This window comes from Oceanidesulfovibrio marinus (genome assembly GCF_013085545.1).
GTDB classification, from domain to species: domain Bacteria; phylum Desulfobacterota; class Desulfovibrionia; order Desulfovibrionales; family Desulfovibrionaceae; genus Oceanidesulfovibrio; species Oceanidesulfovibrio marinus.
Genome location: NZ_CP039543.1, coordinates 3260975 through 3275463 on the forward strand (window position 1 = coordinate 3260975; position 14489 = coordinate 3275463).

Genomic DNA, 14489 nt, shown 5'->3' on the forward strand with positions numbered 1-14489 from the left:
GCGGTAGTGTATGCCGACGGCCAATCTAACGGCGGCTGCTCCGCACGTCAAAGCATAAGAGCAGTCCCCCCGGCAGGTTGCGTCGGGGGCCGTCAATGCAGGTCCCTGCCCGCATTTCTAACCGCATTTGGTGAAGCCGCAGGCTTGGCAGAGCAGGCACCCTTCCTGGAACGTGAGCTCGCCGCCGCAGTCCGGGCAGCGCTGCTCGTCCAAAGCGTTGTCGTCGTGCGGACGATTGGCCTCTCCGCCCATGTAGCGGTTGCGCAGCGCCCAGGCAATGGCGTCCGGCAGGGACAGCAGCAAGCCCTTCTCGCGGAACACGGGCCGCTCGCCACCGATACCCTCAAGCTGGACCACTATGTCTTCCACGTCGATGCCGGAGCGCAGGGCCAGGGAGACTAGCCGGCCGATGGCCTCCGCCTTGGCCGTGACCGAGCGCCCGGACTTCCCGATGGTCGCGAAGACCTCGAAGGGCTTGCCGTCCACTTCGTTGATGGTCAGGTACAGCACGCCGAGACCGGTCTGGATCTTCTGCGTAAAGCCGAAGACCATGTCCGGCCTGGAGCGCACGCCCCGTTCCTTCGCTGTTTTTGCGGCAGATTCCTTCTTTTCAGCGCCGTCGCCCGTGCAGAGCACCTGGCCGGTCTTGCTGCCATCGCGATACACGGTGACGCCCTTCACGCCCTGGCGGTACGCCTCCAGATAAATCTCGCGGATGTCGTCCTCGGTAGCCTCGTTGGGCAGGTTCACGGTCTTGGACACGGCGTTGTCCGTGTATTTCTGGAAGGCGGCCTGCATGGCCAGGTGGGACTTGGCCGAAACATCCATGGCCGTGCGGAAGACGCGCAGAAGCTCCTCCGGCGCATTGGGGCAGTTGTGCAGGCGGCCAATGCGGCGCACGTGGTCCAGGATGGTTATCTTCTCGGCCTCGTCGGTCACGGTTTCGCTGACAACCAGCTCGAACACCGGGTTGACCTCCACCAGCTTCTCGCCGTCCAGCACGTTGCGGGTGAACGAGAGGGCGAAGCACGGCTCGATGCCAGAGGAGCAGCCGGCGATGATGGACAAGGAGCCGGTGGGGGCAATCGTCGTGGTAGTGGCGTTGCGGTACGGGCCCTCGCCGGTTCTGCCGAACACGCTTTCCTCGTACGCCGGGAAAGGGCCGCGCTCCTTGGCCAGGGCGGCGGATGCGGCTCGGCTCTCATCCTGCACCATCTTCATGACCTCTTTGCCCAGAGCCAGCGCCTCATCGGAATCATACGGAATGCCGAGCGCATACAGGGCGTCGGCCCAACCCATTACGCCCAGGCCGATCTTGCGGTTGGTGCGCACCATGTCCGCGATCTCGTCCAGGGGGTAGATGGACGCGTCGATGACGTCGTCCAGGAAACGGACAGCGAGGTGGATGATCTCACCGAGGCGCTTCGTGTTCAGAGTGCGAACGCCATCGTCACCAATCTCGACGAACCTAGAAAGGTTGATGGAGCCCAGGTTGCACGCCTCATACGGCAGCAGCGGTTGCTCGCCACAGGGGTTGGTGGCCTCGATCTCCCCTTGTGTCGGCGTGGGGTTGTCGCGATTGATGCGGTCCAGGAAGATGATGCCGGGATCGCCGCTGGCCCAGGCCTTGTTCACCAGCAGATCGAAGACCTGTGCCGCCTCCAGCCTGCCGCGGATCCTGCCGTCGCGGGGATCGAAGAGATCATAGGACTCGCCGGCCTCCACCTGCTCCATGAACTCCTGGGTCAGGGCCACGGAAAGGTTGAAGTTGTTGAACTCCCCTTCCGTCTCCTTGGCGCGGATGAACTCGATGATGTCCGGATGGTCCACCCGCAGGATGCCCATGTTGGCGCCGCGGCGCACGCCGCCCTGCTTGATCTGCTCGGTGGCGGTGTTGAATATGCGCATGAACGAGAGCGGACCCGAAGCGATGCCGCCCGTGGTGCCCACGCGCGCACCGGCAGGGCGCAACCGGGAAAAGGAAAAGCCCGTGCCGCCGCCAGACTTGTGGATGAGCGCGGCGTGCTTCAGGGCGTCGAAAATCTCCTCGATGGAGTCCGGCACCGGGAGCACGAAGCACGCGGCAAGCTGCCCAAGGGGCGTGCCGGCGTTCATCAGGGTGGGCGAGTTGGGCAGGAACACGCCCTCGATCATCAGATCGTAGAACGTCCTGGCCAGTTCTTCCGGCTCCCAGGGGCTCTTCTCGTACTTCTCCTCCTCCGCGGCGATGGAGGACGCCACACGCCAGAACATGTCGGTGGGCGACTCCTTGACGAGGCCCTCCTCGTCTTTTCGCAGGTAACGCTTGACCAGAACGGTCTCGGCGTTGGGATTGAGTGTTGGTTGCTTCAGGTCCGCGGGAGCAGGAATGGCTGTCATACTCATGGGGCTCACTTAAATAGTAAGATATGCTGAAGTGATAGGTGAAACTCGTTTTACGAGCAGACCAACATATAGGAAGCGTTGCGTCTTGAAAAGGCTCATTGGAAACCGCGTGGATCGCACCCCCGGCATTGTTGTATATGACAACTCAAGGATTCTGACGCGTAGCTCCGGAAAAGAAAGCTTGGATAGCATCCACTCTGCCGCCTGTTCGCTTCCTCCATCAGGCGATGTCGCTTTGGTGTTCCTGAGCATGTTCGCAGAATGTTCATAACGTGGCAGAGTGATGCCCGACGTCAGAAACGTGTGCGTCGTGTTCGTTATTGATGACCGGCAATGTTCATAAATTATCTTTTTGAATCACTATGTTATCCTGATTATGAACATTCGCACCGCCCTAATAAGAATAATAAACCTTCCTAATGTATTAATACTATAACTGCTCGTTCGTTTCTACTCTGGTGTACTCGATAGGGAGAAGTCTTCATCCAACCGCCAAACAGGCCAAATCAAGACGGCGCTCCGTCCTCCCCTCACCGTACGAGGATGACGGCGGTGACGAACATGACCACCGCCACGACGGAGCCGCCATAGAAGACACCGTTTATGCCAAAAAACGCGTAGAGCCCCCCCATGACAAGCGGGCCGAGAGTCTGGCCGAGACGCAGGGCCATGCCGTTGACCGCCATGAACGCGCCGCGCTGCTCCATGGGCGCGTAAGAGGTGAGCAGGGACTGGACCGAGGGCAGGTTGAGCCCCTGGCCCAGGCCAAAGAGCGCAATGGGCAGCACGAACCACCAGAGTCCGTCCATATGCGCCATGAGTGCGCAGGCCACGGCGTACAGAAGGAACGCGAACTTGAAGAGCCGACGCTCGGAAAAACGCGCGATGAGCCGGCCCAGCTGAGAGGCCACCACGGCCGTCATCAAGGATGCCACCGAGATGATGCAGCCAATGGTGAAGCTTGTGGCGCCAAAAGCCCGGTGCAGCACCACGGGCAGGTAAGTCAGAAACGGGCCGTAGAGAATGATGAAGGTGGCCACGGTGGCCAGAAGCAGGCCGAGCACCTGGGGGTTGCGGATGCCGGCAAGAATGGCGCGGAAGTACTCCCCTATCTGCTGCTGCTCCTTTGGCTCCGGGTTGCCGAGCTTGAAGAGCACGATGCATCCCAGCGGTACGGCCAGAATTGGCAGGAAGAACGGCACGTACCAGCCGAAAATGGCCAGACTGCCGCCCACCACGGGATATGCGGCAACGGCCAGGGCCAGGATGCTGGCGTTGAGCCCCAACGCGGCGGTCCGGCGCTGCCCGGAGAAAAGATCGCCGATGATGGTAATGTTCAGCGGACCCAGCGCAGCGGCGCCCACGCCTTGGAAAAAGCGCAGCGTGAGCAGCAGGTGGAAATCTCGCGTAAAGCAGCACGCGGCTCCTGCAATGCCAAAGAGGAAGAGCGAGGGAACGATGATCCGTTTGCGGCCGAAGCGGTCCGCAAGCACGCCCATGACAGGGGTGAGAACGACGCCGGGGATGGTGAAGGAGGTGATGAGCAGGCCGATCTGCCTGGCCGAGATGCCGAACACTTCCATGACCTTGGGAAGGACCGGCGTGATGGACGTGACACCCATGACCACCATGAGCGTGACGCCGAAGCATATCATCAGGTTACGGTCGAATATCAGGCGTTTTCCCGCGTCCGCCTCGGTACCGCTCGCTACGTCGCGGGCTTGCGTGTCTGTCACAATTGCTCCCTGTTTAAGTCGGATTCCGATGGTTCGGAAAAGAGAAATACTCTATGGAAAAGGCGTTCGGGTCACAAGTTCTGACTCGGTACGCTGTACGATGTCCGGTCCGTGTGGGCATCACACTTGTTTCATTGGTCATTCCCATCTTCAGAGAGCGATGACTGATGCTTGCGGTACAAGCCGCGGAACTGGTCGTATGTCAGACCCAGCAGCTCGGCCGCCCGGCGCTGGTTGTATCGAGACTCGGCCAGGGCGCCGCGCAAGGCGGTGCGCTCCACCTCGGCGATCCGTTCCTTGAGCGGCAGCGTGTCCAGAGGATCCGGGTCACTGTCTTTCTGTGGAGCTGCGATCAGTTCGGACGCGGTGTTCTCCACACTGTGCGTTTTGGCGTGATGGCCGGCAACGGAAGTATGGCCGCCCTCCTCTACCTTGGGCCGGTACGGTGACTCGAAGGGGTCGAACACGAGATCGACTGCCTGGATCGTACCGTTCGGACTGCGCGACACGGCGCGTTCCACAACATTCTTCAGCTCGCGCACGTTGCCAGGCCAGGAGTACTCGGCAAGGCGGTCCATGGCGTCGGGGGAGAACTCGGGCAACTCGTCCCGGCCCAGCTCGGACGCCATGCGCGCGGCAAAGTGCGTGGCGATGAGCTGTACGTCCTCGCCCCGTTCCCGCAGTGGCGGCAGGGTCAGCACCTCGAAGCACAACCTGTCCAGCAGATCGCGCTTGAACCGGCCGGCCGCGGCCATGGCGGGCAGATCCACATTGGTGGCTGCGATGACGCGCACGTCCACAGCCGTGGGCTCGGATGAGCCCAGGCGCTCGAACACGCCATACTCCACCACGCGCAGAATTTTCTCCTGCAAAGTCATGGGCATGTTGGCGAGCTCGTCCAGGAACAGCGTACCGCGGTCGGCAACCTCGAACCGGCCCCGCCGTCTGCCGGCCGCGCCGGTGAATGCGCCTGGCTCGTGGCCGAAGAGCTCGGCCTCCTGCAACGATGGTGCGAGGGCCGCGCAGTTAAGGGTGACGAACCGCGCCTGCCAGCGCTGGGAGAGATAGTGCAGCCGTGCCGCGGCAAGCTCCTTGCCGGTGCCGCGCTCGCCCACGATGATGATGGGGCGGTCTACTTTTGCCACGCGGGCAAGCTCGTCGCGGAAGGCGAGAAAGGTCTCGCTGCTGCCTACGAGGTCCATGGACGCCGGGTCGTTTCGAATAAGCTCCATATGGTTATGTATGCCCTACTTTGGTTTAAAAAACCATATTACGGTTTATTAACCCATAGAAAATGACGCCATCACAAAAGTTTCACGTGCAACAGCTCCTTGCTTTTCAGTATGATAGATTTAGTTACAGGACGTTGGCACACATCCTGCCTGTAGAGCGGCACAGGATGAACGCCAACCGCCGCTTTGAGCGCGGCGAGAACGGAGGACGGTATGGGTATCTTCACACGCTTCAAGGACATCGTCAGCGCGAACATCAACGCGATGCTCGACCGCGCCGAGGACCCTGAGAAGCTCATCAAGCTCATGGTCCGCGAGATGGAGGACACCCTTGTGGAGTTGAAGTCCGCCTGCGCCGCGACCATGGCGGACCGTTCACGCGCCGCGAGGGAGATGGACGACGTGCAGGAACGCGTGGACACCTGGGCCGCCCGGGCTGAGCTGGCCGTGCAAAAGGGCCGCGACGACCTGGCCCGCGAGGCGCTTATGGAGAAGCGCCGGCATCAGGAACGCGCCGACCATCTGGACGAGGAGCTGACCAAGCTGGACGCCCTCGTGGAGCAGTCCCAGGACGATATTCACGCCCTGGAGGACAAGCTGGAGCACGCCCGCGAGAAGAAGCGCCTGCTCGTGCAGCGGCACATCCGCGCCAATACGCAGAAGCGCGCCAACGAGGACATCCGCCGCGCCGAGAGCCAGGACGCCATGCTGCGCTTCGAGCAGTTCGAGCAGCGCATCGAGCGCATGGAGGCCGAGGCTGAGATCTCCAAGCCGCGCCGCCACAGCAGCCTGGAGGAAGAGTTCGCCATACTGGAGTCCGACGGCGACATCGAGGAAGAGCTCCGGAACATCAAGGAAGGCGCGAAGAAGCCTGCGTCTGGACAACAGGCCGCCGAGGGCACTAAGGAATGACGATCAACGCTCACGCAGCGAGATCGGAGTAACGCGCAATGTTCCACCACTTTCCCTTCATGTTCCTCATCTGGTTCGTCGTCCTGCCAGTCGGACTGGTGATGCTCGTGGTCTATGGCATGGCCCGGATCTTCAGAAAGAGCGACACAGAGGAACGAGCGGCCCGCGATGAAGAGGCGCGCCTCAATCATGAGCTTGTCGATTCCATGGATCGGCTGGAACGGCGCATCGAGTCGCTAGAAACGATTCTGCATGACCACATGACCCCAACCGGCGAGGAGGACGCCCCTCCACCGCCGCCCCATAACAAGGATCAACGATGAACTATGGAAGACGACGTGGACCATACCGCGCCCGCGACGGCGCCATTCTCGGCGTGATCAAGGGGCTTGCGGAGTACTTCAGCTTCCCGGTCTTCTGGATGCGGGTGATAGGCGTGTTCTTCATGCTGGCAACCGGTTTCTGGCCGGCGGTCTTCGTGTACCTCATCGTGGCGCTGATCATGAAGCCCACGCCCCGGGAGTATGCACAGCCCTGCGGCAACCAGGGTAGCTACGAGTCTGGCCAATCCGCCCAATCCGGCCGGTACAGTCAGACTTCCTGTGGACCGCAGCCCTCCCGGGCCCAGCAGCTCAAGAAGCGGTTTGACCGTCTGGAGCAGCGCATCCGCCGCATGGAGGACGTGGTCACCAGCCGGGAGTTCGAATGGGATTCGCGCATGGGGCGTCGCCGCCAGTCACAGCGCTGACCTGAATAATTCTGATGCACCAACAAAAAGGCGCGCCGCCCGGACTGAGGGGAGCGCGCCTTTTTTCGTGTCCAAGCAGTTGGACGATTTATGTCCAAAATTTTGGATATAGTGAACGCGTGGATTGGGCTCTACTTGCGAACGAGCAATACGCCCGCGAACACCAGAACTACGCCGAGAATGCGCATGGGCGACGCTGTCTTGACCGGGAAGTCGAGCAGGCCGTAGTGGTCCACGATGAGCGAAGACAGCATCTGCGCAAAGACGATGGTGGCGAGCATGGTGGTTGCGCCCAGGCGCGGGGCCAGAAAGATGGTGACGCTCACGAAAATTGCGCCAAGCACACCGCCCGACCAGTACCACCACGATGTCTGATCCGCTGCGCCGCGGAGGGTAAACCCGGTCTTGACCAGGGCCAGGTAGATCGCCAGAGCGAGCGTGCCCACCAGGAAAGAAATAAAGGCGGCGGGGACAGGACCGCCGATATGCGTACCCAGCCGGGCGTTGATGCCGGCCTGCACAGGAACGCACATGCCAGCGGCCAGCGCGAGGAGCAAGTAACTCCAGTTCATCGAAATCATCCTCCAGTGAATCAATGTCTGCAAAACCGAGGAACGCACTATAGAGCGCATGAATTTGGCGGGCAAGGCTATTTAGAGGAATTACCAATCGTTGTGCATTCATGCCCGTCACGAACCTGCGTACACGGCATGGCTGAGCCGCCTGATCTTTTCTCCTGCATGTTTCTATTGATTCCTTGCGCTTGAATCGTTCACAATACGATCACTGCGCTCAACCAGACACAACGTATTTGGAATCGACAGCCATGGACACCATCGACATCTTCGCGGTTTTCGACAGCGCATCGCCCCTCATCCAGGCAGAGTATATCCTGCTGCTCGTCATGTCCCTGGCAGGCTGGGCGATAATCTTCGCCAAGGCCATCCAGTTCTACCGGGCGCGCAAGGACGTGGAGCGCGACCTCGACGCCATCAACAATATCCGCTCCATGGACGAGCTGGTTCAGGATATGCGCAACGGCTCGGACACGGTCTCGCGCAAGCTCATCCGTGAAGGCGTGCTGGAGTACGAGCAGCTGCAGCGGGTGGAGGCCACTCCGGGGGAACGGGCGCGCATCCTGCTGGAGAACGTGCGGCAGGCCATGCAGGAGGAAGGCATCGCCAGCTCGCGCCGGCTCTCCAAGAGCCTGGACTTCCTGGCCATGTCGGCCAACGCTGCGCCGCTCATGGGCCTGTTCGGCACGGTTTGGGGCATCTTCCACTCATTCCAAGGGTTTTCCGCCATGAAGCAAGCGAGCCTCATGGTGGTGGGAGCCGGCCTGGCCGAAGCGCTGGGCACCACCATCGCCGGCCTGCTCGTGGCCATACCGGCCTCGGTGGCCTATAACTTCCTGGTGGGCAAGCTTCTTTCGCTGGAGGACGGCCTGCAGGCCATCTCGGTCGTTTTCATGACGATCATGAAGCAGGACCTGGCCGAGCATGTGGAGCCGCTGCAGATAGGAGAGACGAAACGATCCGAGGAGCAATCCTTTCCGGCATTGCAACTTGGCCGGAAACGTTGAAAATATCCTGTATCCAAAAAATCTATTCCCTATTATTTTGTTATATATTATTCACTTCCTGGACATCATCGCCTATTCGTTCTAGGTCAGGAATTATACCCCAAAGGGTGAAGCTGCCTTTGGGGTTTTGTTACGGCGCATCAACTGACGGACCAAACCAGAAATGGGAGGTTCTCGTGAGTAATGTTTCCGACGAGGAAAGACGCCGCTGGATGCGCGTCGTCATCTCCGATTCCCAGGGCGACAATCAGGTCATCATCCACCGCGACAATCACGAGCCGTTTTACGCCAAAATCGTAGACTTCAGCCTGGGCGGTCTGAAGCTTCTCTGCTCGGACGAGGAAGGCCAGTGCACCCTGCCCTGCCCTGCCCTCAAACACGGCGAACGCCTGTACATCGAGCGGTGCAACGTGGAGCCGTATTGCCAGCTTCTTTCCAACCTTGAGGTCCACGTTGTCTGGAGCAGCGGTGACGCCGTGGGATGCTGCTTCGAAATAGATAACAATTGTGGATAATTACTCTGGCGTTATTTTGTATTCACAGCAGTTTAGAGTTTGAATTCCTGCGAAAATCTGGTATGACTCCGCGAGCGTCCACAGTGGGCGGCGGCACGGCCTGACACGTTGCGAATTCGGCGCCGGATTCGCGGAAGAGCCGTAGCGCCGGACAAGACGCCGGTTGCCGCTACGTCCCATCCACGTACTAATCCGACGCTACTCCCGTGTTGATGGTCGAGCCATGGCGAGAACGGCGAGCCGGTCGCTGTTGATACGCCTCTTTTTACCTTTACTCGAACGCATACCGGTCCCCCCGATTCAAACTTGAAAGACAGCCTGCGCCAACATCTCCGCCAGTCGTGCACGGACGAAGAGCTCAAGCGGTGGTTCGACCCGCTTGTGATTACGCCGTGCGACGAGGAGAGATGCTTCACCATCCGGTTTCCGCATCGCTTTTTCGCTGAATGGTTCTCCACCACGGTGCGCGACAAGTTCGAGGAGCAGCTGTCCCTGTTCCTGGGACCGGGCTATACCCTGCGTTATGCCGACAACAACCACGACAGGACCGCTGCCGGCGCCGCCGCCATTGGCGCGTCCACTCGCACGGATTTCCCCTTCGGCCACGCCTTCACCCTGGAAAACTACATAGCCAACCAGAAGAACCACTTCCCCCTGGCCACGGCCAGGCAGGTGGCGAAAGCGCGCGAAACGCAGTACAACCCCTTCGTCATCTGCGGTCCCTCAGGATCGGGAAAGACGCACCTACTCAAGGCGATGGCCAACGAGATGAGCAAGACCGTGGATTCCAACGCCATCTTCTACGGTACGCCGGATGATCTGCGGGTCATGGTAGGCTCCAATAGCGGCACGCTCAAGGAGCGGTTCAACGATCACGTGTGTCTGGTGCTGGACGACTTCCACAGGGTGCAGGATCTGCCCGGAGTGCACGAGGCCCTGCTTGAGCTGTTCGACGATTTTCACGACTCCGGCCGGCAGATGCTCTTTGCCAGCACGCAGGGCGTGGCCGGCATGGACAACCTGCCCACGAGCCTCAAGTCCCGCGTGGAGGGCGGGCTGGTCATTACGCTCAAGCAGCACGATCTCGACGTGCGCACCCGCTACGTGAAACGGCTCTGCCAGTCCAAGCGGCTCAAGCTCACCAAGACGCAGATGCTGACCCTGGCCCAACGGTTCGAGGACTTCCGCTTCCTCCAGGGCATCCTGCTCAAGCTCTTTGCCTTCAAGGAGCTGGTGCACAAGGAGATTCAGGACAAGGACTTCCAGTCCATCCTGCAGTATGCCGAGGAAACCCCGGCGAGCCGCGTGGACCCCGATAAAATCATGCACGTGGTGGCCGACCACTTCCAGGTGCCCGTGCATGAGCTGGCTGGACACAAAAGGAGTCAGAACATAGTCTTCGCCAGGCAGATGGGCATCTACCTGTGCCGTTCGTTGCTGGGGTTATCTTACCCGGCGCTGGGACGTCTTTTCGGCGGCAAGGACCACTCCACGGCGATGTACGCGGTGAAGAAGATCGACGAGCGCATGGCCGATGATCCGGCCGTGAAACACCTTGTCACGCAGCTGAAGAAAAAATGTTCGTAACCTGTCGCTCCATGAACATGTATGCACCCGGTAGGAAGCGTCCGGCATTTGCGTGTTCGTGATGACGATTTTGTGTCGACACGATTGTTCAAATAAAGTTTCTGTCCTTTCAACTGGTTACGCCAGTTGCGAACACATTGGACAGACCTAATAACAACGACGAGGGAGATTGTATGATTGTTAAAGTTTATAAAGAGGACATCCTCGAAGGTCTCCAGAAGTCGGCCAACATCATACCGGCCAAGACTGGCGCAGCATATCTGCGGACCATCTGGGTGAAGGCGGAGAACGGACAGCTCTCCCTGATGTCCACGGACTCGAACCTCGAGTTCGCCGGCTCCTACCAGGCCGAGATAGTCGAGGAAGGTCTCGCCGGCGTGCAGGGCCGCTCCTTCTACGACCTCGTCAAAAGGCTGCCTCCAGGCGAGATCACACTCAAGCTCGAGAGCGACGGCCGCACCATGATCATCGAGCAGAACCAGCGGAACTACAAGCTGCCCACCAACGACGTTACCTGGTTCCAGAACCTCAACGCCTTCCCGGACGTGCAGACAGTGGTCTGGTCGGGCGATTACCTCGAAGAGCTCATCGACCGCGTGGCCTACTGCATCTCGGACGAGGACACCATGGAGGCCATCGCCTGCATGAGCATGAAGCCCTCGCCCGAGGAAGGCGCCGACGGCAAGCTGGAGGCGTGCGGCCTCAACGGCCACCAGTTCTCCATGGTCTCCTTTGTCAATCAGGATCTTGCCGAGATCATTCCGGAAGAAGGCATCCTGATCCAGAAGAAGTACATCATGGAGCTCAAGAAGTGGCTGGCCAGCGACTCCGTAGAGCTCGCCATCAGCGAGAAGCGCCTCTTTTTCCGCAGCGGCGACGGCCGGGAGACCTTCAGCCTGCCGCTCTCCTACTACCAGTACCCGGACTACCGGAACTTCCTCTCCAAGCTGAAGGAAGACTCGGTCTCCACCCTGGGCGTGAACCGCGCGGCCCTGGCCGACTCCCTGGAGCGCCTGCTCATTTTCAACACCGAGAACAACCGCTGCACCTACTTTGATTTCGGCGGCGATGGCCTTGTGCTCACCACCCAGGGCCAGGAAGTGGGCTCGGCCAAGGAGACCCTGGAAGCCGACTTCAAGGGCGATCTCAAGCGCATCGCGTTCCCCACGCGCAATCTCATAGAAATGCTGGGCCATTTCGCCTCTGAGTCTGTGGGCTTCACCCTGACCGGGGCCGAGGGTCCGTGCGGCATTCGAGGCGAGGATGATCCCGACTATCTCACCATCATCATGCCGATGAAGATAGTCGAGGAGACGTATTATAGTGAGGAAGACATTTAAATGACTGATCATTCCAATTCGTACGGCTCTGGGACCATCAAGGTCCTCAAAGGCCTGGAGGCCGTTCGCAAACGGCCGGCCATGTATATCGGCTCCACGGACATCCGCGGCCTGCACCACCTCGTGTGGGAGGTTGTGGACAACTCCGTGGACGAGTCCATGGCCGGGTACTGCGACAAGATCCGGGTCAAGCTGCATCTCGACAACTCCATCACGGTCAGCGACAACGGCCGCGGTATCCCCGTGGACATGCACCCCACGGAGAAGAAGCCGGCCGTGGAGGTCGTGCTCACCGTGCTGCACGCCGGCGGCAAGTTCGACAACGAGACCTACAAGGTCTCCGGCGGCCTGCACGGCGTGGGCGTTTCCGTGGTCAACGCCCTGTCCGAGTTCCTGGAGGTCACGGTTAAGCGCGACGGCAAGCGTTACCGCCAGCGCTATGAGCGCGGCGCGCCTGTCTCTCCTCTGGAGGAGCTTGGCGAGGCCGAGTACACCGGAACCACCATCCGCTTCCGGCCGGACGAGGAGATCTTCGAGACCAACGAGTACAACGCCGAGACCCTGCGCAAGCGGTTCGAAGAGCTCGCCTACCTGAACAAGGGCCTGGAGATCGAGTTTATCGACGAGCGTAGCGGCGAGTCGTTCACCTACCACGCCGAAGGCGGCATCCGGCAGTTCATCAAGGACCTGAACAGCGGCGAGACCGGCATCCACTCCATCGTTTACGGCGAAGGCTCGGCCGACGACGTGGCCATCGAGTTCGGCCTGCAGTACAACGCCGGCTACAAGGAAAACGTCCTTACCTTTGCCAATAACATTCGCACCAAGGAAGGCGGCACCCACCTGGCCGGCTTCAAGACCGCCCTCACCCGCGCGCTGAACAAGTACGTGGAGAATGCGGACCTGCCCAAGAAGCTCAAGCAGAAGCTTTCCGGCGACGACGTGCGCGAGGGCCTCACGGCCGTGGTCAGCGTCAAGGTGCCCATGCCGCAGTTCGAGGGCCAGACCAAGACCAAGCTCGGCAACTCCGAGGTTACCGGCCTGGTCTCCGGCCTGGTCTACGACAAGCTCAACACGTTCTTCGAGGAGAACCCCAAGGACGCCAAGATCATCGTGGAGAAGGCCGTGGACGCGGCCCGCGCCCGCGAGGCGGCGCGCAAGGCCAAGGACCTGGTGCGCAGAAAAGGCGCCCTGTCGGACAACTCCCTGCCCGGCAAGCTGGCGGACTGCCAGTCCAAGGACCCGGGCGTGTCCGAGCTGTTCATCGTCGAGGGCGACTCGGCCGGCGGCTCGGCCAAGCAGGGACGCGATCCCTCCAACCAGGCCATCCTCCCCCTGCGCGGCAAGATCCTTAATGTTGAGCGCACACGCTTCGACAAGATGCTCAACAACAAGGAGATCAAGGCGCTTATCACAGCCATGGGCGCGGGCATCGGCGAGGAAGACCTCGACCTGGAAAAGCTGCGCTACCACAAGATCGTGATTATGACCGATGCCGACGTGGACGGCGCGCACATCCGCACCCTGCTGCTCACCTTCTTCTTCCGCCAATATGCCGAGCTCATCGAGCGCGGCTACCTGTACATCGCGCAGCCGCCGCTGTTCCGCGCCTTCAACTCCAAGACGGAGCGGTTCATCAAGGACGAGCCCGAGCTCAAGGCGTTCCTGTTGGATCGCGTCAGCGACGACCTCGTGGTGGTCTCCGAGAACGGCCTGAGCTTTACCGGATCGCAGATCGTGGATCTGCTCAAGGGTGTCAGCTTCGTGCGCGACAAGATCGACGAGGTGGAGAACATCGGCATCGCACGCCACATGTTCCTGGATTTTCTTCAGTACAAAATCAAGCTCGTGCCCACCGACATCGAAGATGACAAGGGCCAGGAGTTCATGAAGTATCTGGAGGAACGCGGCTACGTGGTCAACCTCCATGTGGAGGAGGACGAGGAAGACCGCCGGGCCTGGCTTTTCCTCATCGACGACAAGGGCCATCGCGCGCAGATCGGCGTGGAGTTCTTCAACTCCCGGCTCTACAAGTCCGCCTATGAGTCCTTTGCCGACATCCGCGGCATCTGCGGCGGCCTCACCTTCACCATGCGCAGGAAAAAGGAGGAGGAGAGCGAGGCCAAGCCCATGGGAAGCATGTTCGAGCTGCTGGACGCCATTCTGGACGAGGCCCAGAAGGGCATCTCCATCCAGCGCTACAAGGGTCTGGGCGAGATGAACGCCGAGCAGCTCTGGGACACCACCATGAACCCCGAGAACCGGAGCATGCTTAAGGTCTCCGTGGACGACGCCATCGAGGCGGACTCCATCTTCTCCGACCTGATGGGAGACAAGGTGGAGCCGCGGCGCGAGTTCATCGAACGAAACGCACTCCTCGTCGAGGAGCTCGACATATAAACGATGGAACACGGCGCCCACCCGGGTGCCGTTTAAAATCCAAGCAACAACA

12 protein-coding genes are annotated in these 14489 nt (G+C 60.4%); 8 read left to right on the forward strand and 4 right to left on the reverse strand.

Going from position 1 to position 14489, the window contains the following annotated elements; genetic code table 11:
• Positions 1-117: 117 nt before the first annotated feature.
• From E8L03_RS14475 to pspF, 3 genes are all read right to left on the reverse strand, one after another.
• The gene (locus tag E8L03_RS14475; protein ID WP_171268500.1) at positions 118-2379 is read right to left on the reverse strand and encodes a vitamin B12-dependent ribonucleotide reductase; all 2262 of its coding nucleotides are present in this window, start codon (positions 2377-2379) and stop codon (positions 118-120) included.
• A 536-nt stretch (positions 2380-2915) separates the two neighbouring features.
• Positions 2916-4121: an MFS transporter gene (locus tag E8L03_RS14480; RefSeq protein ID WP_244963536.1), complete on the reverse strand. Its 1206-nt coding sequence runs from the start codon at positions 4119-4121 to the stop codon at positions 2916-2918.
• 131 nt (positions 4122-4252) lie between these two features.
• A complete protein-coding gene (gene pspF, locus E8L03_RS14485) occupies positions 4253-5353 on the reverse strand; it encodes a phage shock protein operon transcriptional activator (protein WP_171267715.1) in 1101 nt (366 codons plus the stop codon).
• 213 nt (positions 5354-5566) lie between these two features.
• Between pspF and pspA the strand changes: the two genes are divergently transcribed.
• The 3 genes from pspA to E8L03_RS14500 are packed head-to-tail and all read left to right on the forward strand — an operon-like array spanning position 5567 to position 7013.
• A complete protein-coding gene (gene pspA / locus E8L03_RS14490; RefSeq protein WP_171267716.1) occupies positions 5567-6265 on the forward strand; it encodes a phage shock protein PspA in 699 nt (232 codons plus the stop codon).
• 38 nt (positions 6266-6303) lie between these two features.
• Complete coding sequence (locus tag E8L03_RS14495) at positions 6304-6588, forward strand: envelope stress response membrane protein PspB (RefSeq protein WP_144234169.1); 285 nt, start codon at positions 6304-6306, stop codon at positions 6586-6588.
• Entirely contained in the window at positions 6585-7013 is a 429-nt protein-coding gene (locus E8L03_RS14500; protein WP_144234168.1) for a PspC domain-containing protein, read from the forward strand. Before E8L03_RS14495 ends, E8L03_RS14500 begins: the two co-directional genes overlap by 4 nt.
• Positions 7014-7144: 131 nt before the next feature.
• On the opposite strand, the gene E8L03_RS14505 is transcribed toward E8L03_RS14500, so the two are convergent.
• Complete coding sequence (locus E8L03_RS14505) at positions 7145-7585, reverse strand: DMT family transporter (RefSeq protein WP_144234167.1); 441 nt, start codon at positions 7583-7585, stop codon at positions 7145-7147.
• Between the two features lie 254 nt (positions 7586-7839).
• Between E8L03_RS14505 and E8L03_RS14510 the strand changes: the two genes are divergently transcribed.
• From E8L03_RS14510 to gyrB, 5 genes are all read left to right on the forward strand, one after another.
• On the forward strand, positions 7840-8595 hold the full coding sequence (locus tag E8L03_RS14510) for a MotA/TolQ/ExbB proton channel family protein (protein WP_144234166.1): 756 nt from the start codon (positions 7840-7842) through the stop codon (positions 8593-8595).
• 176 nt (positions 8596-8771) lie between these two features.
• A complete protein-coding gene (locus E8L03_RS14515; RefSeq protein WP_144234165.1) occupies positions 8772-9110 on the forward strand; it encodes a PilZ domain-containing protein in 339 nt (112 codons plus the stop codon).
• Positions 9111-9416: 306 nt separating this feature from the next.
• Positions 9417-10697 (forward strand): helix-turn-helix domain-containing protein, encoded by a 1281-nt coding sequence (locus tag E8L03_RS14520; RefSeq protein WP_171267717.1) that lies wholly within the window; start codon positions 9417-9419, stop codon positions 10695-10697.
• A 173-nt stretch (positions 10698-10870) separates the two neighbouring features.
• The gene (gene dnaN / locus E8L03_RS14525) at positions 10871-12037 is read left to right on the forward strand and encodes a DNA polymerase III subunit beta (RefSeq protein WP_144234163.1); all 1167 of its coding nucleotides are present in this window, start codon (positions 10871-10873) and stop codon (positions 12035-12037) included.
• Entirely contained in the window at positions 12038-14437 is a 2400-nt protein-coding gene (gyrB, locus tag E8L03_RS14530; RefSeq protein ID WP_144234162.1) for a DNA topoisomerase (ATP-hydrolyzing) subunit B, read from the forward strand.
• Positions 14438-14489 lie beyond the last annotated feature (52 nt).